17 protein-coding genes are annotated in these 24,026 nt (G+C 70.4%); 6 read left to right on the top strand and 11 right to left on the bottom strand.

Annotated features, from left to right (window positions below; genetic code table 11):
- Nucleotides 1–231: 231 nt before the first annotated feature.
- From ACGFI7_RS24005 to ACGFI7_RS23995, 3 genes are read left to right on the top strand one after another with little or no spacing between them, the layout of a single operon-like run.
- Entirely contained in the window at nt 232–3,180 is a 2,949-nt protein-coding gene (locus ACGFI7_RS24005) for a glycoside hydrolase family 48 protein (RefSeq protein ID WP_393408211.1), read from the top strand.
- A complete protein-coding gene (locus ACGFI7_RS24000) occupies nt 3,177–5,696 on the top strand; it encodes a glycoside hydrolase family 9 protein (RefSeq protein ID WP_393408208.1) in 2,520 nt (839 codons plus the stop codon). Before ACGFI7_RS24005 ends, ACGFI7_RS24000 begins: the two co-directional genes overlap by 4 nt.
- A complete protein-coding gene (locus ACGFI7_RS23995) occupies nt 5,696–7,282 on the top strand; it encodes a cellulase family glycosylhydrolase (RefSeq protein ID WP_393408206.1) in 1,587 nt (528 codons plus the stop codon). The genes ACGFI7_RS24000 and ACGFI7_RS23995 overlap by 1 nt, the downstream gene beginning before the upstream one ends.
- Before the next feature lie 149 nt (nt 7,283–7,431).
- Here the strand turns inward: ACGFI7_RS23995 and ACGFI7_RS23990 are convergent, their stop codons facing one another.
- Together ACGFI7_RS23990 and ACGFI7_RS23985 are read right to left on the bottom strand one after the other, a co-directional pair.
- The gene (locus ACGFI7_RS23990) at nt 7,432–7,968 is read right to left on the bottom strand and encodes a hypothetical protein (RefSeq protein ID WP_393408203.1); all 537 of its coding nucleotides are present in this window, start codon (nt 7,966–7,968) and stop codon (nt 7,432–7,434) included.
- Between the two features lie 22 nt (nt 7,969–7,990).
- A complete protein-coding gene (locus tag ACGFI7_RS23985; protein WP_393408200.1) occupies nt 7,991–9,061 on the bottom strand; it encodes a lytic polysaccharide monooxygenase in 1,071 nt (356 codons plus the stop codon).
- 228 nt (nt 9,062–9,289) lie between these two features.
- On the opposite strand from ACGFI7_RS23985, the gene ACGFI7_RS23980 reads away from it, so the two are divergent.
- Nucleotides 9,290–10,372, top strand: coding sequence for a cellulose binding domain-containing protein (locus tag ACGFI7_RS23980; protein ID WP_393408198.1), 1,083 nt, complete (start codon nt 9,290–9,292; stop codon nt 10,370–10,372).
- Between the two features lie 138 nt (nt 10,373–10,510).
- On the opposite strand, the gene ACGFI7_RS23975 is transcribed toward ACGFI7_RS23980, so the two are convergent.
- The 5 genes from ACGFI7_RS23975 to ACGFI7_RS23955 form a co-directional block, all read right to left on the bottom strand.
- Entirely contained in the window at nt 10,511–11,755 is a 1,245-nt protein-coding gene (locus ACGFI7_RS23975) for a serine/threonine-protein kinase (protein WP_393408195.1), read from the bottom strand.
- Nucleotides 11,742–12,713, bottom strand: coding sequence for a LacI family DNA-binding transcriptional regulator (locus ACGFI7_RS23970; RefSeq protein WP_393408192.1), 972 nt, complete (start codon nt 12,711–12,713; stop codon nt 11,742–11,744). The genes ACGFI7_RS23975 and ACGFI7_RS23970 overlap by 14 nt, the downstream gene beginning before the upstream one ends.
- A 223-nt stretch (nt 12,714–12,936) precedes the next feature.
- On the bottom strand, nt 12,937–15,087 hold the full coding sequence (locus tag ACGFI7_RS23965; protein WP_393408190.1) for a transglycosylase domain-containing protein: 2,151 nt from the start codon (nt 15,085–15,087) through the stop codon (nt 12,937–12,939).
- A 118-nt stretch (nt 15,088–15,205) separates the two neighbouring features.
- A complete protein-coding gene (locus tag ACGFI7_RS23960) occupies nt 15,206–15,865 on the bottom strand; it encodes a potassium channel family protein (protein ID WP_393408187.1) in 660 nt (219 codons plus the stop codon).
- Nucleotides 15,858–17,216 (bottom strand): TrkH family potassium uptake protein, encoded by a 1,359-nt coding sequence (locus ACGFI7_RS23955; RefSeq protein ID WP_393408185.1) that lies wholly within the window; start codon nt 17,214–17,216, stop codon nt 15,858–15,860. Before ACGFI7_RS23955 ends, ACGFI7_RS23960 begins: the two co-directional genes overlap by 8 nt.
- Before the next feature lie 180 nt (nt 17,217–17,396).
- Here ACGFI7_RS23955 and ACGFI7_RS23950 point away from each other — a divergent pair, with 180 nt between their 5' ends.
- Both ACGFI7_RS23950 and ACGFI7_RS23945 read left to right on the top strand, forming a co-directional pair.
- A complete protein-coding gene (locus ACGFI7_RS23950) occupies nt 17,397–18,281 on the top strand; it encodes a sulfotransferase family protein (RefSeq protein ID WP_393408182.1) in 885 nt (294 codons plus the stop codon).
- On the top strand, nt 18,278–19,441 hold the full coding sequence (locus tag ACGFI7_RS23945; protein ID WP_393408180.1) for a glycosyltransferase family 4 protein: 1,164 nt from the start codon (nt 18,278–18,280) through the stop codon (nt 19,439–19,441). The genes ACGFI7_RS23950 and ACGFI7_RS23945 overlap by 4 nt, the downstream gene beginning before the upstream one ends.
- Nucleotides 19,442–19,443: 2 nt before the next feature.
- Here the strand turns inward: ACGFI7_RS23945 and ACGFI7_RS23940 are convergent, their stop codons facing one another.
- The 4 genes from ACGFI7_RS23940 to ACGFI7_RS23925 form a co-directional block, all read right to left on the bottom strand.
- Entirely contained in the window at nt 19,444–20,352 is a 909-nt protein-coding gene (locus tag ACGFI7_RS23940; protein ID WP_393408177.1) for a sporulation protein, read from the bottom strand.
- 21 nt (nt 20,353–20,373) lie between these two features.
- A complete protein-coding gene (locus ACGFI7_RS23935) occupies nt 20,374–20,793 on the bottom strand; it encodes an STAS domain-containing protein (RefSeq protein WP_393408175.1) in 420 nt (139 codons plus the stop codon).
- Between the two features lie 92 nt (nt 20,794–20,885).
- Nucleotides 20,886–22,604, bottom strand: coding sequence for an HAD-IIB family hydrolase (locus ACGFI7_RS23930; RefSeq protein ID WP_393408172.1), 1,719 nt, complete (start codon nt 22,602–22,604; stop codon nt 20,886–20,888).
- A 40-nt stretch (nt 22,605–22,644) separates the two neighbouring features.
- Nucleotides 22,645–24,024: a M28 family metallopeptidase gene (locus ACGFI7_RS23925; protein WP_393408169.1), complete on the bottom strand. Its 1,380-nt coding sequence runs from the start codon at nt 24,022–24,024 to the stop codon at nt 22,645–22,647.
- Between the last annotated feature and the right edge of the window lie 2 nt (nt 24,025–24,026).

Here is a 24,026-nt window from a genome sequence, read left to right as displayed (position 1 = left end):
CAATGGTGCAGCCGGTCCGCGAGGGTGTACAGCCGACAACGCTCCGAGAGCCCTGTCACGCCGTCGCACGCTCGCCGAACGCCCGGTAACCGGCGTGAAACTTTCATGCCACGCCACCAGGTGAGAGGAAATCCGGGCGTCACCCGGAGGACGTTTCGTTGACATCGACTCCACGGCGCAACGCACAATCCCCATGGGAGCGCTCCCACCCCCTACTCCCATGGAGCAACCGTGATCCGTAGACCCCGTTCGATGCTCTCACGCCTGGCCAGGAGGCTCGCCGCACCCGCGGTCCTGGTCCTCGTCGCGGGCACCACCACCGTACTCGCCCAGGCGCCGGCCAGCGCGGCCATCGCCTGCCAGGTGTCCTACACCTCCAACGACTGGAGCAGCGGGTCCAGCGGCGGCTTCACCGCCTCGATCGCCATCGAGAACCTCGGTGACCCGCTGAACGGCTGGACGCTGACCTTCGACTTCCCCACCACCACCCAGCGCTACGAGCAAGGCTGGAGCGCCACCTGGGGCCAGCAGGGCACGCGGGTCACGGCGCAGAGCATGCCGTGGAACGGCAACCTGGCCACCGGCGCCAGCACCTCCATCGGCTTCAACGGCACCTGGTCCGGCAGCAACCCGGCACCCGAGTCGTTCGCGATCAACGGCACCACCTGCGGTGACGAGGACGTCAACGACCCGCCCACGGTCTCGCTGACCTCGCCGAGCGCCGGGCAGACCTTCACCGCCCCGGCCACCGTGCCGATCGCCGCGACCGCCGCGGACGCCGACGGCACCGTCACCAAGGTGGACTTCTACCAGGGCAGCACGCTGCTGGGCACCGACACCAGCGCGCCCTACACCTACAACTGGCAGAACGTGGCGGCCGGCAGCTACTCGATCACCGCCAGGGCGACCGACGACGACGGCGACACGTCCGTGTCGTCCCCGGTCGGGATCACCGTCACCTCGACCGGCACGCCGTCGCTCCTGGTGAGCCCGCTCAGCCTGGCCGTGCCCGAGGAGGGCGACGCGTCCTTCTCCATCCGGCTCTCGGCGCAGCCCTCCGGCAACGTGTCCGTGACCACCGCGCGGGTGAGCGGCGACACCGACCTGACCGTCGGCACCGGGGCCACCCGCACGTTCACCACGTCGAACTGGAACACCGCGCAGACCGTGACACTGAACGCGGCCGACGACGCCGACGACACCAGCGGCACCGCCGTGTTCCGGGTCAGCGCCAGCGGCTACGACCCGGTCGACGTCAACGTCACCGAGGTGGACGACGACGGGACCAGCGGCGACAACGAGTACATCCAGCGCTTCACCGAGATGTACAACGACCTGCACGACCCCGCCAACGGCTACTTCTCGCCCGAGGGCGTGCCGTACCACTCGGTGGAGACGTTCATGGTCGAGGCGCCCGACCACGGGCACGAGACCACGTCCGAGGCCTACAGCTACTACCTGTGGCTGGAGGCGGTCTACGGGCAGGTCACCGGTGACTGGACGAAGTTCAACGACGCCTGGGCCTCCATGGAGAGGTACATCATCCCGGCGACGGCCGACCAGCCGACGAACTCGTTCTACGACCCGTCCAAGCCGGCCACGTACGCGGCCGAGCACACCAGCGTCAGCAACTACCCGTCGCAGATCGAGCAGGGCGTGAGCGTGGGCTCCGACCCGATCGCCAACGAGCTGCAGAGCGCGTACGGCACCCGCGACATCTACGGCATGCACTGGCTGCTCGACGTCGACAACACCTACGGCTTCGGCCGCTGCGGCGACGGCACCACCAAGCCCGCCTACATCAACACCTACCAGCGCGGGGCCGAGGAGTCCGTGTTCGAGACGATCCCGCAGCCCTCGTGCGACACGTTCGAGCACGGCGGGCCGAACGGCTACCTCGACCTGTTCATCAAGGACTCGTCCTACGCCAAGCAGTGGAAGTACACCAACGCCCCCGACGCCGACGCCCGCGCGGTGCAGGTGGCGTACTGGGCGCTGACCTGGGCCAAGGCGCAGGGCAAGGAGTCGCAGATCTCCGCCACCGTGGCCAAGGCCGCCAAGATGGGCGACTACCTGCGCTACTCGATGTACGACAAGTACTTCAAGCAGCCCGGGTGCACCAGCCCGTCCTGCCCGGCGGGCACCGGCAAGAACGCCGCCTCCTACCTGCTGTCCTGGTACTACGCCTGGGGCGGCGCGACCGACGCGAACGCGGGCTGGGCCTGGCGGATCGGCTCCAGCCACAACCACGCCGGCTACCAGAACCCGTTCGCCGCCTGGGCCCTGTCGAACGTCGCCGAGCTGCGTCCGCGCAGTTCGACCGGCGCCACCGACTGGAGCACCAGCCTGACCCGGCAGCTGCAGTTCTACACCTGGCTGCAGTCGGCCGAGGGCGGGATCGCGGGCGGCGCGACCAACAGCTGGGAAGGCGACTACGGCACCCCGCCGAGCAACCTGCCCAAGTTCCACGGCATGACGTACGACTGGCAGCCGGTCTACCACGACCCGCCGTCCAACCAGTGGTTCGGCTTCCAGGCGTGGAGCATGGAGCGGGTCGCGGAGCTGTACAACGTGACCGGCAATGCCGACGCCAAGCAGCTGCTCGACAAGTGGGTGGCCTGGGCGCTCGACAACACCACGGTCAGCTCCGGCGGTGACTACCAGATCCCGTCCACGCTGCGCTGGACCGGCCAGCCGGCGGGGAACTTCAACGCCACCACCGGCATGCCGCCGGCCAACCCGGGCCTGCACGTCGAGGTCGTCGACCACACCCAGGACGTGGGCGTGGCCGGCTCCTACGCCAAGGTGCTCATGTACTACGCGGCCAGGGCGAACCACGCCGAGGCCAGGGACACCGCCAAGGCGCTGCTCGACGCCGTGTGGGAGAACCGCGACGCCAAGGGGGTCTCGGTCGAGGAGACCAAGGCCGACTACCGCCGCGTCGACGACCCGGTCTACGTCCCGAACGGCTGGACCGGCACGATGCCGAACGGCGACCCGATCAACTCGAACTCCACGTTCATGTCGATCAGGTCCTTCTACGAGGACGACCCGGACTGGCCCGAGGTGCAGGCGTTCCTGAACGGCACCGGGCCGACGCCGACGTTCAACTACCACCGGTTCTGGGCGCAGGTCGACGTGGCCGTGGCCCTGGCCGAATACGGGCGGCTCTTCCCGTGATCAGCCGCTTCGCTCGGAGGGCCGCCGCCGTCGCGGCGGCGGCCCTCGCCCTCCCGCTCCTCGCCGTACCGGGCGCCCAGGCGGCGGCCCCGGCGTTCGCGTACGGCGAGGCCTTGCAGAAGTCGCTCTGGTTCTACGAGGCCCAGCAGTCGGGCGAGCTGCCCGACTGGAACCGCGTGAGCTGGCGCGGCGACTCCGGCCTGAACGACGGGTCCGACGTCGGACGTGACCTGACCGGCGGCTGGTACGACGCCGGCGACCACGTCAAGTTCGGCTTCCCGATGGCGTTCTCGGCCACCATGCTGGCCTGGGGCGCGGTCGAGTACCGCGACGCCTACCAGGACTCCGGCCAGTTGACCCACCTGCTGAACAACCTCAGGTGGGTCAACGACTACTTCATCAAGGCCCACCCGTCGCCGAACGTGCTCTACGGCCAGGTCGGCAACGGCGGCACCGACCATGCCTGGTGGGGCCCGGCCGAGGCGATGTCCATGGCCCGGCCCGCGTACAAGATCGACGCGTCGTGCGGCGGGTCGGACCTGGCCGGGGAGACGGCGGCGGCGATGGCCGCCGCGTCGATCGTCTTCCGGCCGACCGACCCCGGCTACGCCGACACGCTGGTCACGCACGCCAGGCAGCTCTACACCTTCGCCGACACCGTGAGAAAGGAGTACAGCGACTGCATCACCGACGCCCAGAGCTACTACAACTCGTGGAGCGGATACACCGATGAGCTGGTCTGGGGCGCGATCTGGCTGTACAGGGCAACGCAGGACCCGGCCTTCCTGACCAAGGCCGAGTCGCTCTACGACAGCCTCGGCACCGAGCCCCAGACCTCCATCAAGTCGTACAAGTGGACCATCGCCTGGGACGACAAGTCCTACGGCGCCTACGTGCTGCTGCACAAGCTGACCGGCAAGCAGAAGTACCTCGACGACGCCAACCGCTGGCTCGACTGGTGGACGGTCGGGGTGAACGGCTCGCGGGTGGCGTACTCGCCCGGCGGCCAGGCCGTGCTGGACCGGTGGGGGTCGCTGCGGTACGCGGCCAACACCGCCTTCGCGGCGCTCGTGCACAGCGACTCGATCACCGACGCCACGCGCAAGGCCCGCTACCACGACTTCGCGGTCCGGCAGGTCGACTACGCGCTCGGCGACAACCCGCGCAACTCGTCCTACGTGGTCGGGTTCGGGGCCAACCCGCCGAAGAACCCGCACCACCGCACCGCGCACGGCTCGTGGACGGACCAGATCTCCTCTCCTGTGGAGACCCGCCACACCCTGTACGGGGCACTGGTCGGCGGACCGCCCGACCCGAACGACGCCTACACCGACAAGCGGGACGACTACGTGATGAACGAGGTCGCCACCGACTACAACGCGGGCTTCACCAGCGCGCTCGCCAGGCTCTACCGCGAGTACGGCGGGCCGCCCGCGACGGGCTTCCCCGCCGAGGAGGAGCCCGACGGGCCGGAGATCTTCATGGAGGCGGCGGTCAACGCGACCGGCCAGAACTTCACCGAGATCAAGGCCATCATCCGCAACCAGTCGGCCTGGCCCGCGCGGGTGCTGGACGACGGGTCGTTCCGCTACTACTTCACCCTCGACGGCGCCACCACCGCCTCGCAGATCACCGTGTCGTCCGCGTACACCCAGTGCGCGGCCCCGACGCTGCACGCGGCCGGCGGCACCACGTACTACGTGGCCGTCGACTGCTCCGGTCAGAAGATCGCCCCGGCCGGGCAGTCGCAGCACCGCAGGGAGATCCAGTTCCGCATCGCCAGCTCCGGCACCTGGGACCCGGCCAACGACTGGTCCTACCGGGGCGTGGCCACCACGCCGGGCGCGACTCCGGTACGGGTGAACAACATCACGCTCTACAGCGGCGCCACCAAGATCTGGGGCGAACCGCCAGGACCTGAGGAGGAGGACGACACCCCGCCCGGCAGGCCGGGCACCCCGGCGGCTTCCGCGATCACCGGCTCCACGGCCAGGCTGACGTGGACGGCGGCCACCGACAACGTGGGCGTCAGCGGCTATGACGTCTACCTGGCAGGTCAGAAGGCGGGCACCGCCCCGGGCACGACCTTCGACCTGACCGGGCTCACCCCCGGCACCGCCTACACCGCGTACGTCGTCGCCAGGGACGCGGCGGGCAACAGCTCGCCCCCGTCCGGCGACGTCACCTTCACCACGACTGACGAACCGGCCCCCGTCGGCGGCTGCACCGCCGCGTTCAAGGTCGTCAACACGTGGAGCGGTGGCTACCAGGGCGAGGTCACGGTGAAGAACGCCGGCACCTCGCCGATCACCGGCTGGACCGTCTCCTGGAGCGGCTCCGGCACCATCACCCAGATCTGGGGCGGCAGGCACACCGCGTCGGGCTCGACCGTCACCGTGCGGAACGAGACCTGGAACGGCTCCCTGGCCCCCGGTGCCACCACGACGTTCGGCTTCCTGGCCAACGGCGCCGGCGTCGTGCCCGACCCCATCACCTGCACTCCTGAGGGCAGTTAATGAGATCACGCCTCGCCGCCCTGGCGGCGCTCATCCTCCTCCCGGTCGCCCTGATCAGCCAACCGGCGCACGCCGCCGTCGGCATCCACGTCAGCGGCGCGAACATCGTCGAACGCGGCGGCGAGAACCTCGTCTTCCGCGGCACCAGCCACGCCCACACCTGGTACACCAGCCAGACGCAGTCCTTCCGCGACATCAAGTCGCTCGGCGCCAACGCCGTGCGGGTGGTGCTCAGCGGCGGTCGGTGGACCCCGAACAACACCGCCGACGTGGCCAACGTCGTCTCCCTGTGCAAGCAGAACAAGCTCATCTGCGTCCTGGAGAACCACGACACCACCGGGTACGGCGAGCAGAGCGGCGCCTACACCCTCGACCAGGCCGCCGACTACTGGATCAGCGTCAAGTCCGCCCTGGTCGGCCAGGAGGACTACGTCGTCGTCAACATCGGCAACGAGCCGATCGGCAACAACGCGGTCACCCCCGGCTGGGCCGCCGCCACCACGGCGGCGATCCAGAAACTGCGCGCCAACGGCTTCGACCACGCGCTCATGGTCGACGCCCCCAACTGGGGACAGGACTGGCAGTTCGGCATGCGCGACAACGCCAGGACCGTCTTCGACAGCGACCCCGACCGCAACGTGATCTTCTCGATCCACATGTACGGGGTCTTCGACACGGCCGCGGAGATCACCGCCTACATGGACGCGTTCAAGACCGCCGGGCTGCCGCTGGTCGTGGGCGAGTTCGGGCACGACCACTCCGACGGCAACCCGGACGAGGACACGATCATGGCCCAGGCCGTGAGCCGCGGCCTCGGCTACTTCGGCTGGTCGTGGAGCGGCAACGGCGGCGGCGTCGAATACCTCGACCAGGTGACGAACTTCGACGTCAGCCGGCTCACCTCGTGGGGCCAGCGGCTCTTCAACGGCACCAACGGCATCCGGGCCACCGCCCGCGAGGCCGCGATCTACGGTGGCGGCGACCCGGTGGACACCACCCCGCCGTCCGCCCCCGGCGCCCCGGCCGCGTCGAACGTGACCGCCACCGGCGCCCGCCTCACCTGGACAGCCGCCACCGACGACGTGGGCGTCACCGGCTACGACGTCTACCGTTCAGGCGGCACGCTCCTCGGCCAGACGGCCACCACCTCCATCACCCTCACCGGCCTCACCCCGGACACCGGCTACCAGGTGTACGTGCGCGCCAGGGACGCGGCGGGCAACCAGTCCACCCCGTCGCCGAACGGCTCGTTCACCACCGAGCCGGGCACCGGGGGCGGCGGCTGCTCGGTGACCGCCACCGTGCAGAGCCAGTGGGGCAACGGCTACGTGGCCCAGCCGGTCACCGTGACCAACACCGGCTCCTCGGCCACGACGGGCTGGACGGTGACGTTCACGCTGCCCGTCGGCCACCAGCTCACCGGCTCCTGGAACGCCGACGTCACCGTCAGCGGCCAGACCGTGACCGCCAGGAACCTCGGCTACAACGGCACCCTCGCCCCGAACGCCAGCACGGGCTTCGGGTTCCAGGCCAGCCGGCCCAACGGCCAGACCAGTCTGCCGTCCGGCTACACCTGCGCCACCTGACCGACCCGTCCCCTGCCCGAAGGAGGTGAGGCCGCACCGATGAAGTGAATCGCCCCTGCGAACCATCCCGCCCGGATGGCGCGAACGCGGCCGGCCCGAAGAGTCCTCCCCCTCCGCCGGCCGCGTTCGCGTGCGGGCCGCCCCTGCTCCTACCGGGCCTGCTCGAACCTCGAGCGCGCGGCGTCCAGCGTCGCGTCGTCGTCGAAGTCCGCGAACGCCTCCTCGTGCAGGCGTTCCGGGATCAGCTCCCTGACCCGCTCCGGGTAGCCCGCGCCCGCGGCGGGCACCCGTACCTCGGTGTGATGACCGATCCGCACCGCGAGCGGACCGGCGACCCGCACGGACGTCTTCCAGTCCGTGCCCGGGCCGGTGATCGCGCACATGTGCCGGGCGTACACCCACTCGACCTCGGCCACGCTCCGCGCCTCCTCGGGGGAGACGCCGAACGGCTCGACAGCGCAGATGATCTTCCCGGCGTCCTCTTCGAAGTGATGCCCGTGGTGGTGGTGCTCCTCGGGCGAGGACCGCTCCAGCAGCGCCGTCACCTGGGCGGCGAGCTCCCCGCGCAGGTCCTGCGGCAGCTCGGGCTGCCGCAGGACCGCGAGGAGCGACGTACCGGCGATCGCGGTCACGACCACGGCGGCGACGGCCAGGAAGCCGCGCCGCCGGGCCGGTGCTTTCCGCACGTCCTCCAGCATCGATCCGCCCTTACGGGCTCGTGCAGCTCAGCGTCGGAACCGGGCTGGGCACGCTGCCGGTGGCGTTGAACCCGAACGTGGTCGAGCCGTTCGGCGCGAGCTGCCCGTTGTACGACGCGTTCTTGGCCACCACGTTGGGCGGCTGCCCGGTCAGCGTGGCGTTCCACGGCGATCCGGAGAAGCCTTGCCCGCCGGTGTACGTCCAGGACACCGTCCAGCCGTTGAGCGGGGTGTCGCCGGTGTTGCGGACGGTCACCTCGCCCTGGAAGTGGCCGGCCCAGCCGGTGTCGGTGCCGCGGAAGGTGGCCTGGCAGTCACCCTCGGGGTCCGGGGTCGGCGTGTCGGTCGGGCCGGGGCCGGGGCCGGGGCCGTTCCCGTCCGGGCCGACACCGGTGACTTCGCCGTTGCCGCCGTCGAAGACGACGTCCGAGCAGCTGTAGAAGTTCTCGTTGCTGTCAGAGCGCTTCCAGTGGATGTACAGGATGTGGTTGCCGCTCTTGCCGGCCGGGAGAGTGGAGTTCCAGTAGTAGTAGTTGAGCGCGCCGACCCCGCCTGACTGCGGCGGGTTGGTCACGGTGGCGAACTTCTCCAGGTCACCCCAGCCCAGCGGGCCGTTGGCGTTCCAGCCGTTCCTGGTGATGTAGAGGTCGAACGAGCCCGGGTGGTGCGCCCAGTTGCTGTGCCGGATCTGGATGTTGGCGCCCGACGTCAGGTGCGTCTTGGGCCAGTCGTTGCGCACCGCGTTGTAGGCGGAGAAGTCGTACGGGCCGCCGGTGCCGCCGCTGCAGAGCTGGCCGTCGGGGATGAACCCGCTCGTCCGGCCCGCGCCGTCGGAGCGCAGCACGGCGAACCAGTTGTACAGCGGCGTGGTGCCGCTCTGGGCGACGGCCGCGTCACAGGCGGGGTTGTACGGGTCGATGGCGCCGTTCTCGCGCAGGCCGTCCTGCCAGCACAGGAAGGTGCGGCTGCCGGGGAACATGGTGACGCCGTGGGCCTGGGCCGACTGGGGGATCACGAACGCAGTGATGATCATGACGAACGCCGCGGCGGCCGCCAAGGCCACCGAACGCATGACTCTCATGGACAAGATTCCTTTGCTCACACGCATGACAGAGGAACCCACCACGACCCGCCCGCCCGGCAGCACTCGCGTGATCGCATTACAACATGTCCAGACTTAGTCCGACAAACCGGGGTGAAACTTTCAGGTCATCCCGGCCCCGGTTTCGCCTGGTGGCCGCCCTGTCGCCGCCCCCTCCCGGCCGGGCGGGGTTGCCGGGGCCGCCGCGCGCTCGTGATGGTGGCGGACATGAGACGCGTGCACATCTCCCTGGCCCTCGCGGCCCTCCTGGCGGCGTTCGCGTTCGCCCTGCCCGCGCACGCCGCGGCTCCGGTCATCTGCGAGAAGTACGGCTCGACCAGCATCCAGAACGGCCGCTACATCGTGCAGAACAACGTCTGGGGGGCCAGTACGGCCCAGTGCATCGACGTCAACCAGAACGGCGGCTTCACCATCACCCAGGCCGCGCACAACAACGCCACCAACGGCGCGCCCGCCGCCTACCCGTCCATCTACGCCGGCTGCCACTACGGCGCCTGCACCTCCGGCAGCGGCCTCCCCATGCGGGCGGACGCCTCCGGCTTCGGCAACCTGCGCTCCAGCGTCACCATGAGCTATCCGGGCAGCGGCGTCTACAACGCCTCCTACGACCTGTGGTTCGACCCCACCCCGCGCACCGACGGGCAGAACACCGGCGCCGAGCTGATGATCTGGCTCAACCGGCAGGGCTCCATCCAGCCGATCGGGTCGCAGGTCGGCACCGTCAACCTGGCCGGAGCCACCTGGCAGGTGTGGTTCGGCAACGTCGGCTGGAACGTCATCTCCTACGTCCGGACCAGCCCCGGGACCTCGCTCAACTTCGCCGTCGACACCTTCTACGCCGACGTGGTGGCCCGCGGGTACGGTCAGCGGTCCTGGTACCTGACCAGCGTGCAGGCCGGGTTCGAGCCCTGGGTGGGCGGCGCCGGCCTGGCGGTCGGCTCCTTCTCCGTCACCACCGACGGCAGCCAGGACCCGCCGCCCGGCGGCTCCTGCGCGGCCACCGCCACCACCCAGGGCCAGTGGGACGGCGGGTACGTCATCCAGCCCGTCACGGTGACCAACCGCGGCTCCGGGCCGATCTCCGGCTGGCGGGTGACCTTCACGCTCCCGTCGGGCCACGCGATCACCGGCTCCTGGGGCGCCCAGGTGTCGGTCAGCGGCCAGACGGTGACGGCCACCAACCTCGGCTACAACGGCTCGCTCGCCCCCGGCGGCAGCACTGCCTTCGGCTTCCAGGCGTCCCGTCCTGGCGGCTCCTCGGCGCTCCCCTCGGGCTACACGTGCGCATGAGGGCCGCGTGCCCTGGGGGCGAGCGGCGGGCTGAGGGGAGCTCGTCGTGCGGCCCTCAGGGCGAGCAACGGTTGAGGCGAACTCGTCCTGCGGCCCTCAGCGCGAGCAACGGGGAGAGGCGAACTCGTCCTACGGCCCTCAGGGCGAGCGGCGGGCGGCGGTGATCTCGTTGAGCCGGATCTCCAGCTGGGAGCGGCAGGCCGGGTCGAGGCGGCCTTCGCGCTCCCGGTCGGCCAGCTTCCTGCGCAGGCCGGCCAGGCCCGTCTCCTCCTGGCCCGGCGACACCAGCGCCCCGCGCAGCACCTGCTTGAGGTCCAGCGCCACGTCGCCGCCGAGCGCGCCGCACACGTCGGACCCCTCCAGCGTGGCGTGGAAGCCGTCGACCGCCTGCCGGACCGTCTGCCCCTCCGCGGGGGTACGTTCCATCGCCGGCATCGAGGTCACCGGCGAGGGCGGCGGCGACGACCACGTCACCGCGGGCGGCATCGCATCCCGGGGCAGCTCCAGCAGCGCCGCCAGCGACAGCGCGAGCACCCCCGCGCCCGCGACGGCCAGGCCGCGCCGCAGCCGCTTGGGCAGGCTGAGCGCGTTCGACAGGGTCGCCGCGACCTCCGACGCCTGCGGCCGGAGGCCCGGCTCGGGGTCGAGGCACCGCTGGCAGAGCAGGGCGATCGAGTGCGGCGCCCCCGGCGGGCGTGGCGGCGGGTACGAGCGGCGGGCCGTCTCCAGCTGCTCCCAGGTGGTCTCCGGGTACGGGGTGCGTCCCGCGATCATGGTGAACAGCAGCACGCCCAGCGCGTACACGTCCACGGCCGGATGGGTCGGCGCCCCGGCCAGCCGTTCGGGCGCGACGTACGGCGGCGTGCCCCGCCCGTCCTCCGGGTCGCCGGCCGAGGCCGCGATGCCGAAGTCGAGCAGCTTCAGCCCGTCGTCGGTGAGCAGCACGTTCTCGGCGGTGACGTCGCGGTGCACGAGCCCGCGGGCGTGCCCGGCGGCCAGCACGCGGGCGGTCCGCATGGCGATGGCCGCCGCCCGCGCCCACGGCAGCGGGCCGTCCTCCAGGCGCTCGGCCAGCGGCACCCCGTCCAGCAGGGGCATCACGACGAAGGCCGCGACCTCCCCGCTGGTGGTCACGGCCTCGCCGTAGTCGTAGATCTCGATGGCGTCCGGATGGATGAACCGGGCGGCGGCCCGTGCCTCGCTCCGCGCTCGCACCCGGTCGCCCAACCCCGTCTGCAGGGACGAGCACTGCACCTTGACCGCCACCATGCGCTGCAGCGACTGGTCGAAAGAGCGCCAGATGACGGACATGCCGCCCCGGGCCAGCGGGTCCAGGAGCAGATACCTGCGGGCCAGGATGTCGCCGGGTTCATGCCGAGTCACGGATGACCAGTTCTGTCGGGAGGATCGGATCGATCCCGGTCGTTCCGGACAGTAGCAACCTGGTCGCGATGGTGGCCACCTCCTCGACAGGCTGGCGGACGGTGGTGAGCGCGGGGTTGGTGTGCCGTGCGACCGGGGCGTCGTCGAACCCGATCACCGCGACGTCGGCGGGCACCCTCCGGCCCGCCCTGCGTAGTGCCTGGATCGCCCCCGCGGCCATCAGGTCGGAGGCGGCGAACACCGCGTCCAGGCCGGGGGCGTGGCGCAGCAGCCACTGCATGGCGTGGGTGCCGGACGCGGCGGTGAAGTCCCCGTACGCGACGGGGACCTCGGCCACGCCCGCCTCTCGCAACGTCTTGACCAGGCCGTCGAGCCGGTCCTTGGCGGCGGGCAGCGAGGGCGGGCCGCCGATGGCGGCGACGGACCTGCGGCCGGTGAGCAGGAAGTGCTCGGCGGCCTGCCGCCCGCCGTCGTGGTTGTCCACGTCGGCGTACGGGAGCTTCAGGTCGTGCGGCGGCCGGCCGATGTTGCGCACGGTGATGCCGGAGGTGCAGAGCTTGATGGCCAGCGGGTGCCGCTCCCGGGCGCCGATGAGCAGCACCGCGCCGGAGAGCGTGGGCAGGACGGACGACGTGGGGTTGACCGTGATGATGTTCAGATGGGTGCCGTTCTCGGCGAGGACCGCACCGCTGGCGGACAGCAGCCGCGCATAGTACGGTTCGGAGAATAATCGCGGCAGATGATCGCAGACGACCGCGGTGACTCCGGTCGCCGTGGTTCTGGAGACCGAACCTCTGGGCGCTCGCTGCCGCACATATCCCATCCGGGAGACGGCTTCGTAAACCTGGCGACGGGTTGACGTGCTGACCCGGACCGAGCCGGTGAGCACGCGGGAAGCGGTGGCCGGGGAGACCCCGGCGGCCGCGGCGACCTGGGCCAGTGTGGGCTGCTCGGACATGCTCGACACCTCGCGCCGAAGATCCCTGGGAGCGCTCCCACGTTATCAATGTTTCGCCGCCGTTAACAGAGCCTCTGTACTGGGCTGTTAGCTTCCAGTAAAGAAAAGCGCAGGTGGTGGGGCGGAAGTGAGCGGCGAGATTTCGGAGGTATTTCGCGGCGGGGAATCCCGGGAGTCCCGGAACCCCCCCGCCGCGTTTCAGACCGTGTGTTGGCCCGGGGTGTCAGTCCTGGCCGAGATCGGCCCGGATGCCGTCGTTGTCGTCGATGTCGCGCAGCTCGTCGGGCTCGTCGCGATCCGTCCGGACCGGCGCGCAGCTCGACCCGCACCCGCCGAACCTGGAGGTGTCGAGCGGGTGGAAGTCGGTCGCCTTCGTGCCCTTGAGCGCCGCCAGCATGGTGTCACGCCAGATCGGCCCCGGGATGCTCGCGCCGAAGACCGAGCCGTAGTAGCGGCCGCCGATCGTCACGTTGTTCAGCTTGTAGCGCTGCGAGCCGCGCGGGTCGCCGATGCTGACCGCGCCCGCCAGGTCAGGGGTGAAACCGGCGAACCACGCCGTCGCCTGGGCGTCGGTGGTGCCGGTCTTGCCCGCCGCCGGACGGCCGATGCCGCCGACGCCGCGCATCGTGCCCTTGGTGAACACCCCTTCGAGGATGTGCGCCGCGGCGTCCGCCACCTCGGGATCCATCACCTGCTTGCACTTCGGCTGGTACTTCTTGACCTTGCCGTAGCGGTCGGTGATCTCGGTGACGACCATCGGCTCGCAGTACTTGCCGCGCGCCCCGATCGCCGCGTAGGCGTTGGCGACCGTCACCGGGTCCGTCTCGTTGATGCCGAGCGTGAACGTGGAGTATTCCTGCAGCGGCAGCCCGTCGGACCGCTTGATGCCCAGCGACTTGGCCGTCTTGATCGTGTCGCAGAGGCCGACCCGCTCCTCCAGCTTCATGAAGAAGGTGTTGACCGAGCCCCAGGTGCCGGTCGAAAGCGTCTTGAAGCCGCCCGACCCCTCGTCGTTGGTGACGGTGTGGGACGGGTCGCCGATGTTCTCGCCCTTGCAGTTCTTGAACGTCGAGTAGCCGGAGGCGCGGTAGCCGGCGCCCACCGAGAACCCGTCGTTGATCTTCATGCCCTCCTTGAGCCCGGTCAGGAGGGTGAAGGTCTTGAAGGTCGACCCGGCCTGGAAGCCGACGCCGCCGCCGTGCGCCGCGTCGGCCACGACGTTGTAGGACATCTCGTTGCGCTTCTTGGAGCGGCCGTAGGTGCGGCTCGCGGCCATCGCCTTGATCTCACCGGTGCCGGGCTCGACCAGGGCCTCGGAGGCCACCGGGCTGTCGGAGGCGTGCACCCACTTCTTGATCGCGCGCTCGGCGGCCCGCTGCATCTTGGGGTCGAGCGTGGTCTTGATCGTCAGGCCGCCCCGGTTGAGCAGCTGCGTGCGCTCCTTCTTGGTCTTGCCGAAGACCGGGTTGTTGAGGATCTCGGCGCGCACGTACATGCAGTAGTAGGGGTACGGGCTCGCGCCGCAGCCGCCGGGCAGCGGGGTGTTCTTCCAGCCGAGCTTCTTGGCCTTGGCCTTGGCGAGCTGATCGTCGGTGATCTTGCCCAGTTCGTGCATCCGGTTGAGCACGACGTTGCGCCGCTCCAGCAGGCGCTTACGCTGCACCCGGCCGAGGTTCGGGTCGGTGCGGTTCGGGTCCTGCACGGCGCCGGCGAGGGTGGCGGCCTGGGCCAGGTCGAGCTCCTTGGCCGTGACGCCGAAGAACCGCTTGGCGGCGGCCTCCACGCCGTTCGCGCTCGCGCCGAAGTAGGCGATGTTGAGGTACTTCTCCAGGATCTCGTCCTTGGTGTACTTCTCCTCGACGCCCATCGCGTAGCGCAGCTCGTTGAGCTTGCGGGCGTAGCTGGCCTCCAGCGCCTTGGCCTTCTCCTCCTCGGTCACGGCCGAGTTGAGCAGCACCTGCTTGACGTACTGCTGGGTGATGCTGGAGCCGCCCTGGGCGATGCCGCCGGAGGAGAGGTTCTTGGCCAGGGCGCGGAGCGTGCCCTCGATGTCGATGGCGCCGTGCTCGTAGAAGCGGAAGTCCTCGATGGCGATGATGGCCGTCTTCATCTCCTCGGAGATCTCCGAGAGCGGCACGACCTCGCGGTACTCCTCGTAGAACTGGGCGATCTCGGTGCCCTTGGCGTCGAGGACCGTGGTCTTCTCGGCCAGGGGCGGTTCCTTCAGGGTCATCGCCTTCAGGTTGAGCTCTTCCGCGGTGTTGACGAACATCGCACCGGCGCCGCCGACAGCCGGAAGGGCGAGGGCGGCGGTCAGCACCCCGGCCGCCGCAGCCGCGCCCGCGAGCCGCAGGATCCCAGATCCCCGGTCCATTGTGAGAGAACCTCCCGATACACAAGCCCTTGCCAAAACCCTATAGCCACGGTAATGGCCAGAAATACGTCCTTTTACCAATCCGCAGGTCGCCGGGACCTCTCGGCGGCGTCCTCGGTCAGGTGAGCTCGGAGAACCGCTCGATCTGGTCGCCGCGACCGGAGACGAGGATGATGTCGCCGTACGACAGCTCCGTGTCGGCGGTCGCGTACGTGAACTCCTCGCCCTCCTTCTTCACCGCCACGATTGTGACGCCGTACTTGCGCCGAAGGTTCGAGGCGCCGAGCGGAACGCCGACGTACTCCTTCGGCGGCCGGGTCTTGATCAGCGCGAAGTTCTCGTCCACTTCCATGTAGTCGAGCATCCGCCCGCTCACCAGATGGGCCACCCGCTCGCCCATGTCGTGCTCGGGCAGCACGACGTGGTGCACGCCGACCCGGCTGAGGATGCGGCGGTGCTGCTGGCTGACGGCCTTGGCCCAGATGTCGTCGATCTCCAGCTCGACCAGCAGCGACGCGGTCAGGATGCTGGCCTCCAGGTCGCCGATCGCGACCACGGCGCGGTAGAAGTCGGCCACGCCGAGCTGCTGGAGCGTCTCCAGGTCGGTGGCGTCCGCGGTGGCCAGGTGCGTGATGTGCCCGGAGAGGCTCTGCACGATCTTGGGGCGGTTGTCGATGGCCAGCACCTCGGTGCCGCGCCTGGTCAGTTCGAGGGCCAGGGCGGAGCCGAACCGGCCCAGGCCGATCACCACCACCGGGTCGTTACGTCGGTCAACCAACGATCATCCGCTCCTCGGGTAGTTCGTAGCGCCGGGCGCGTTCCTTGAGCGCCAGCGCCGAGCCGATCGTGAGCGGCCCGATCCTGCCCACGAACATCAGCATGATGAGCAGCAGGTGCCCGGCGGGCGGGATGTCATTCGTGATCCCGGTCGTCAGCCCCGCCGTGCTGAACGCGGCGATCACCTCGAACAGCACCCGGTCGAGGGTGTGCGGGGTGAGCACCAGCAGCACGTAGGTGCAGAAGGCCACCAGGGTAGCGCTCATCGCGGTCACCACGACGGCCTGCCGCTGGGCGGCGTCCGGCACCTGGCGGTGGCCGACGTTCACCTTGGGTTCGCCGCGGAGCTCCGACCAGATGACGAAGGCCAGCAGGCCGAGCGTGGTCACCTTGATGCCGCCCGCGGTGCCGGCGCTGCCGCCGCCGATGAACATCATGAGGTCCGAGAGCAGCCAGCTTGACGCGTACAGCTCGCCGGTGTCGACGCTGTTGAACCCGGCCGTGCGCACCATGGCCGACATGAAGAACGCGGCGAGCAGCTTGGTGGGCTCGTCCAGCCCGCCGAGCGTGCCGGGGTTGCGCCACTCGGTGGCCAGGTAGACCAGGGTGCCCAGGGTCAGCAGGGTCAGGGTGGCGAACACAGTGATCTTGGTGAGCACGCTCCACCTGCCCGGGTGCCGCCAGGAGCGCAGCAGCTCGAACACCACCGGGAAGCCCAGCCCGCCCACGATCACGGCGGCCGACATCGTCAGGCAGATCCACGGGTCGCCGACGAACCCCATGATGTTGTCGGACCAGAGCGTGAAGCCGGAGTTGTTGAAGGCCGAGATGCCGTGGAAGACCCCGAGGTAGAGGGCCCGGCCGAAGCCTTCCCCGTACCCGATCACGAACCGCGCGGTGAACACGACGGCGGCGACGGCCTCGCACACCAGGCTGTAGACCACGACCTTGCGCACGACCTTGCGCATGTCGGCCATGGTCGGCGTCTTGGTCTCGGCCTGGGCGAACAGCCGGGCGCGCAGGCCCAGCCGGCCGGAGACCAGCACGGTGAAGACCGTGGCCAGCGTCATGATCCCGAGGCCGCCGATCTGCACCAGCCCGATGATGACCACCTCGCCGAAGACCGACCAGTGGGTCGGGGTGTCGACGATGATCAGCCCGGTCAGCGAGACGGAGGCGGTCGCGGTCCACAGCGCGGTCAGCCAGGTGGTGGTCTGGCCCTCGGCGGTGGCGGCGGGCAGCGACAGCAGCAGGGTGCCGACCGCGATGGCGAAGCCGAAACCCACCGCGATCATCTGCGTGGGATGCTGATAGCCGCTGAAGAGGGCAGAGGCGGCCCGGACACGTCTCATGTGGCTGTCAGGCTTCCCCGAAGAGTTTCCCGGCGGACCGCGTAACCGTACAGCGCACGAGACTATCCGGTCCGAAATACCAAAACATCCCGGGCCTTCCGGCCGCGGCGCAAGTCTTTAACCCCCGGTGTCACCGGATTGCCAGGGAACTGCCAGGAAGGGTGGGTAGTCTGCCTCGGCATGAGCTGGCAGCGTAAAATCAACAAAGCGCTGGTCAGGTTCACCGGATTCCAGGTCAATCGAGTAGGGAACCAGGGGATCTCCACGGCGGTGCCGGCCAAGACCGCGCCCACGAAGGTCAAGCAGACCGAGGCCGAGATCAGGCCGCCGGCCGATCCCAAGGCCGACCGGTTGCTCACCGCGCCGATCTTCATCATCTCCCCGGTGCGGTCCGGTTCCACCCTGCTGCGTTCGATCATGAACGCCCACACGGACCTGCACGCCCCGCACGAACTCCACGTGCGGCGCCTCAGAGTGGAGTTCGGCACGACCCTGGCAGCGAAGGCAATGGAAGCGCTCGGCCACAACCAGGCCGACCTGGAGCACCTGCTCTGGGACCGGGTGCTCCACCGGGAGCTGGTGCGCAGCGGCAAGCGGTTCATCGTGGACAAGACCCCGGCGAACGCGTTCGCCTACGAGCGGATCTCGACCTGCTGGCCGGACGCGCGCTACATCTTCCTCCTGCGCCACCCGGCCTCGATCGCCACCTCCTGGTACGAGGCCAGCCCCGACAAGCGCAACCGCGAGGAGGCCGCGGTCGACGCCCTGCGCTACATGAAGGCGGTCGAGCGGGCCAAGGCGGCGCTGCCCGGCCTGACGGTCCGCTACGAGGACCTCAGCGCCGAGCCGGAGCGGGTGACCCGCGAGATCTGCGCGTTCCTCGGCCTGGAGTGGGAGCCCGGGATGCTCTCGTACGGCGAGCAGGCGGTCATCCAGAAGGGCCTGGGCGACTGGCGCGACAAGATCCGCTCGGGCACCGTGCAGCCAGGCCGCGAGCTGCCGGACCCCGACTCGATCCTGGACTCGCTGAAGCCGATGTGCCGGACGTGGGGGTATGTGGAGTGAAGATCCGCTACCTCATGCTGCACGCCTACGGCATGGGCGGCACCATCCGCACCGTCGTCAACCAGGCCAACGCCATGGCGCGGGCGGGGCACGACGTCGAGATCGTCAGCGTGGTCCGCCGCCGCAACAAACCCCAGTTCGCCATCCACCAGGACGTCCGGCTCAGCGCCCTGGTGGACCAGCGCCAGGGCCGGGAGCCCGACTCGCTCGCGCGCCGGGCCTGGCGCAGGCTCCGCGGCAAGATCGTGCCCCGGGGCGAGTTCGCGGCCGAGTACTTCACCGAGCGGGTGGAGAAGGCCGTCATGGACTACGTCTCCGCCCTGCCGGACGGGATCCTGGTCACCACCCGTCCGGCGCTCAACCTGATCGCCGCCAGGCGCGCGCCCAAGAGCGTGGTCAAGGTGGCGCAGGAGCACATGAACCTGACCGCCTACCCCGACACGATCCGCCAGGAGATCGTCCGTCACTACGGCGGGTTCGACGCCGTGGCGGTGCTGACCAAGACGAACCAGATCGAATACCAGGAGATCCTGCCCGACACCCGGATCGTGCAGATCCCGAACGCCGTCCACAAGGTCGACCAGGAGCGTTCCACGCAGCGCAACCCGGTCGTGGTGGCGGCCGGCCGGCTGGTGCCGCAGAAGGGGTTCGACCTGCTCATCCAGGCGTTCGCCCAGGTGGTGGCCGACCACCCCGAATGGAAGCTGCGCGTCTTCGGCAACGGCCCGCGCGAGGCCAGGCTCCAGGCCCAGATCGACGAGCTGGGCCTGAGCGACAACGTCGCCCTCCTGGGCCGCACCGAACGGCTCGACGACGAGCTCGCGGCGGCCTCGGTCTACGCGCTCAGCTCGCGCTTCGAGGGCCTGCCGATGGTCATGATCGAGGCGATGACGCACGCCCTGGCCGTCGTCGCCTTCGACTGCCCGACCGGCCCGCGCGACGTGCTCACCGACGGCGCCGACGGCCTGCTGGTGCCGCCGCGCGACGTCGACGCGCTGGCCGCCGCGCTCAAGAAGGTCATCCGCGACCGCGGGCGGCGCATCGACATGGGCGCCGCCGCGGCCGCCACCGCCCGGGGCTACGCGCCCGACGTGGTGATGCCGATGTGGGAGGACCTCTTCACCGAACTGCTCGGCGGTGATCGGGCGCACTCCCGCTGAGGTCACTCCTCCTCGTCCTCGAAGGCCTCCTCGATCAGCTCGGCGGCGATCATCCCGCCGGCCACGCCGACGGCTCCGGCCGCGAGCGCACCGCCGAGACCACCGCCACCGCCGTGGTGATGGTGGTGCTCCTCGTGGTGGTGGTGGCCGTAGCCCTGGTAGGACGCCAGGTTGCCCAGCCAGCCGCCGATCTCGGCCGCCCAGTCCATCCGCAGCGCCTCGTCGTGACCCACCCGGAAGCGCCCGACGGCGTCCGAGCCGTAGTGGCCGGAGCGGCGGTCGGCCTCGATGACGATGTCCATCCCGTCAGGGCCGGCCACGAACGTCAGCTCCGCCTCGGAGATCTGCCCGGGCGGCCCGTAGAACTCGATCTCCTGGTAGCACGGCAGCTCCTGGTGGACGCCGTAGATCCGGCCCATCTCCAGGTCGGCCGACTTGAAGGCGAAGCCGAGCTGCAGGAACGCCTCCATGACCCGCTGCTGCGACGGCAGCGGCTCGATCGCGACCGGGTCGAGGTCTCCCTTGTCGACCGCCTTGGCGATGGCCAGCTCGGTGCGCACGCCGAGCGCCATCCCGGTGAGCGGCTGCCCTCCGACCTCGCTGATCGGGGCCTCCCACGGCACCTCGACCTCGAACGGGATCGTCCGGTCGGTCCCCTTGGCCAGCGTGAAGGGGCCGGAGACGGGGAACCTGCGCAGCTCGGCCAGCCCCGTCAGCTCGCCGTCGCCCGTCTCGGCCTCGGCGCCGGCGACCAGGGACAGCGTCACGTGCTCGATGGCGGCGTCGAACTCGCCGCCCTTGAGCCGGACCTCACCGGCCAGCGTGCCGCCCGGGCGCGCCCGGGGCGTGGCGAGGACCGTGTCGACCGAGGGGGCTCCGACGCCGAACGCGCCCAGCATCCTTTTGAACACCACTGCTCACTCTCCGTTTCCTTACGGCTGGCGACCGTACCGGAAACGATCTTCGGGTTCCCGCGGTTCCCGGAAATCCGTCGCAGGTGGCATCAGCTCTGCCACGATCTCGGCCACGCTGTCGCGTATCTCCACATGCGCCAGCAGATCGGTCTGTCGCAGCACGTTCAGCAGATGGTCGGTGGGCCGGACCAGGATCACCCGCCCGCTGCCCGCCGCCCGCATCCGCTGCAGCGCCATGGCCAGCACGCCGATGGCCGAGGCGTCGTAGAAGCGCAGCCGGCTCAGGTCGAACACCAGCACCGGCCCCGGCGACCAGTCCCACACGGCCTCGACGTGGGCGCTGAACCGGGCCCGCCCGGCGTGGTCGAGCACCCCGCGGGCCCGCAGGACCGTGCAGCCCCGGTAGGGGATCGTCTCGATGCGTAAGCTCTCGGCCACCTCTTACGGGTTCCCGCTCAGCGGGGTTCACACCGTCACGCGTCAGAGGTTCGCTAACTCTATCCGCGGCAGTAGGCCCGGGGCCGGCGAGGTCACCGGTCGTCGTGGTCCGGATCGTACTTGGTCGGTTCCGCGGGCAGCGTGTAGCGCCGCTCGATCAGCTCGACCACCTGGCGCAGGCTGTCGCCGGGCTTCTCGCGCTCCACCCGCTCGACCTCGCCGGCCAGCTCGCCGTCGCCCAGCTTCTCGCCGATCCAGGCCGAGTAGTCGCCCCGGTCCAGATGGAAGGCCCAGGTGTCGTCGTCCACGCCCTCGGCCAGTTCCACGAACACGTGCAGGTTGCGGGCCCGCAGCTTGAGCCGGTTCTCCGGGCCGGTGAAGTAGAAGCTCTTGTCCTTGGACATGGTGCCGGCGGCGTACTTGCGGCGGTGGCGGGTGCGGTCGGCGCGGGCCGGGGTGGCGTGGACGCGCTCGGCGGTCTCGGCGGAGGTGCGCCAGAGCGCCACGCCCTCGGCCTCGCCCGTCAGCTCGGGGGTGTCGCGGCCGAGCGCGCCCGCGAAGGCGCCCAGCGTCTCCTCAGGCTCGGGGCCCACCGCGATCACGCCGTCGACCAGGTTGAGCGCGGCGGGGCTGAGCGCCTCGGGATGCACGGTGATCATGATCATCGAGCCGAGGTCGCGCACGTCCTTGACCGGCACCTCCAGCAGCTCGGCCGGCATGAGGTGGTGCGCCTCGTCCACGACGACGCAGTGCGGATGGCCGAGCCGGGCCCGCAGCGCGACCAGGCGCGGCATCAGCTCGGCGAAGAACGCGGGCCGGTCGCGCAGCGGCATCCCGATCATGTTGACCACGGCGCTCTGATCCGGCGACTCCAGCAGCCGCAGCACCTCCTCCGCGCCCGGCGGCCGGTCCGGCTCGCCCAGCACGGCCACGCCGGGGAACTCCGCGTAGTCGCCCTCCGGGTCGATGATCACGCACTGGTAGTCCGCCTCGACCAGCCGCTCCAGCAGGGCCGTGGTGACCGTGGACTTGCCGCTGCCCGACGGCCCCGCCACCACCACCCCGGTCCCGTACGGGCGCAGCCGCACCTCGCCACCGGATCCCTCGCCGAGCAGGACGTGGTGCCGGGGGATCTCCACCTCGTCCAGCTCGCCCGACAGCAGCAGATGGGCCAGCTCGACCACGCCGTCGCCGTTCTCCCGGCCCAGCGGCAGATCGCACTCGCTCAGCAGCGACGGCACCGCGTTCGCCACGGCGGAGCCGCACTCGGCGGCGGTGAGGAAAGCGTGGTCGTTCTCCGCGTCGCCGACGGCCACCACGTTGTGGCGGGACAGGCACAGCCGGTCCAGCGCGGCGGCCAGTCCGCTGGCCTTGTTCACGCCGGGCGGCAGCACCATGACCGCGCCCTTGTTCCTGATGATCTGCAGCTCCAGGCCGAGCTCCCGGATGGCGTCCTGCACCTGGACGTCGTACGGCTCGCGGGTGGCCACGATCACGGCTCCGGCGCCGAGCGGGGTGACGCCCTGCGCGCGCAGCCGCTCGGCGAACCCGGCCGGCGGGGCCTGCGCCAGCGGGTCCCTGGTGCGCTGGCCCGGGTCGTAGAGCAGCGCCCCGTTCTCCGCCACGACCAGGTCGAACAGGTCGGCGTGCGGGAAGACGGACAGCAGGTCGTCGAGCTCCCGCCCGGTGACCAGCAGGAGTTTCCTGCCCGAGCGGGAGACCCGTTCCAGCATCTTGATCGTGTGCTCGGCGACCTCCCCGTGCCGCGCGAGCGTGTCGTCGTAGTCGCAGGCGAGCACGTGATATCTCATGGGCGGGCACGTACCCCCGCGGGGGAGAGGCGAACGCGGGTCAGCCGGCCGGCAGCGGGTGGCTGACCGGGCTGCGGTGGCCCGCCGTGTCGACGGCACGCACGCCGAACTGGTAGTTGTCCTTCGACTTGCCCTCCACCGTGTACTCGGTGACCTTGCCGACGAACCGCGAATGCGTCCACAGCGGCTCGGTCGTGTCCCGCCAGACCACCTCGTAGCCCGCGATGTCCGGCTCGGGCCCGGCATCCCAGCGCAGGTCGGTGTCGTTGGTGAGGCGCGCGGTCCTGATGCCCGCCCCCGCCGGCGCGCCGGGGGCGCGGGCGAGCCCGGCCAGCGCGGCCACGTTCACCCGGGTCACCCCGGCGACGTAGTCGACGTCGACGAACTCGATCAGGTCGCCGTACCGGACGCCGTCCTCGACCCGCACGTCCTGGTGCTGGTGCCGGTAGTCCTCGTGCACCTCGGTGAACCTGATCGCCGGCCAGCCCCGCTGCAGGAACGGGATGTGGTCGCCGCCGCGCAGGTAGCGGTCGCGGCGGTAGATCAGCATGGCGTCCATCGGGTGGGTGTAGGACTCGGCGGCGTCCCTGACGAACCGGGCGAGCTGGCGGGACACGCCGTCGTTCTCGCCGCCGGTGGACTGGCGCACGGCCGCCTGCTGCGGGGTCTCCGACGTCGGGACGCCCTCGGAGAAGACGCGCACCTGGTTCGGCGCCCGGCCGTTCTCGCCGTCCGCGCTGCCCACGATGTCGTTGGTGAACATGCCCCGGATGTCCACCCCGTCCTGCTCGGCCTGTTCGGCGAAGTGCTGCGACCCGTACAGGCCCTGCTCCTCGCCGGCCACGGCCATGAACACGATCGTGGCGTCGAAGGTGCGGGTGGCCATGACGCGGGCCGCCTCCAGCGCGACCATGACCCCCGAGGCGTCGTCGTCGGCGCCCGGGGCGTCGCAGGTGACGTTCATGACGTCGCTGCAGCGCGAGTCGTAGTGGCCGCTGACCACGTAGGTCCGCCCCGCCGACGCGGGCTGGGTGCCGCGCAGCGTGGCCACCACGTTGGTGATCACGGTCGGCTCGGGGACGCGCGGCGAGACCGGCTGGACGAAGGACTGCTTCTCCACCGTCATCCGGCCGCCCGAGCGGGCCGCGATCTTGCTGTACTCGTCGAACAGCCAGTCCCTGGCGGCGCCGATGCCGCGCCGGGGGTCGTCCTGGGCGGACAGCGTGTGCCGGGTGCCGAAGGAGGCGAGGGTGCGGATGCCGCGCTCGATGTTGCGGGCGCTCACGTCGCGCACCATGCGGGCGATCTCGGCGTCGCGCGGAGCGGTGTCCGTCGCCGCCGAGGGGGTGATGAAGCCGGTGACCAGGACGGCCGCGGCCAGCGGGAGGGTGGCGCGTGGGTTGAGTAATCGGCTTGCCATGA

The organism is Nonomuraea sp. NPDC048826 (assembly GCF_043198225.1).
Taxonomy (GTDB): domain Bacteria; phylum Actinomycetota; class Actinomycetes; order Streptosporangiales; family Streptosporangiaceae; genus Nonomuraea.
Note: the sequence above shows the minus strand (reverse complement) of the source record. Positions and strands in the feature narration are given on the sequence as shown.

Coding starts and splice junctions, on each gene's coding strand:
- ACGFI7_RS23995 (WP_393408206.1), top strand. CDS start 5,696: ATGAGATCACGCCTCGCCGCCCTGGCGGCGCTCATCCTCCTCCCGGTC.
- ACGFI7_RS23985 (WP_393408200.1), bottom strand. CDS start 9,061: ATGAGAGTCATGCGTTCGGTGGCCTTGGCGGCCGCCGCGGCGTTCGTC.
- ACGFI7_RS23980 (WP_393408198.1), top strand. CDS start 9,290: ATGAGACGCGTGCACATCTCCCTGGCCCTCGCGGCCCTCCTGGCGGCG.
- ACGFI7_RS23970 (WP_393408192.1), bottom strand. CDS start 12,713: ATGTCCGAGCAGCCCACACTGGCCCAGGTCGCCGCGGCCGCCGGGGTC.
- ACGFI7_RS23965 (WP_393408190.1), bottom strand. CDS start 15,087: ATGGACCGGGGATCTGGGATCCTGCGGCTCGCGGGCGCGGCTGCGGCG.
- ACGFI7_RS23955 (WP_393408185.1), bottom strand. CDS start 17,216: ATGAGACGTGTCCGGGCCGCCTCTGCCCTCTTCAGCGGCTATCAGCAT.
- ACGFI7_RS23950 (WP_393408182.1), top strand. CDS start 17,397: ATGAGCTGGCAGCGTAAAATCAACAAAGCGCTGGTCAGGTTCACCGGA.
- ACGFI7_RS23930 (WP_393408172.1), bottom strand. CDS start 22,604: ATGAGATATCACGTGCTCGCCTGCGACTACGACGACACGCTCGCGCGG.
- ACGFI7_RS23925 (WP_393408169.1), bottom strand. CDS start 24,024: ATGGCAAGCCGATTACTCAACCCACGCGCCACCCTCCCGCTGGCCGCG.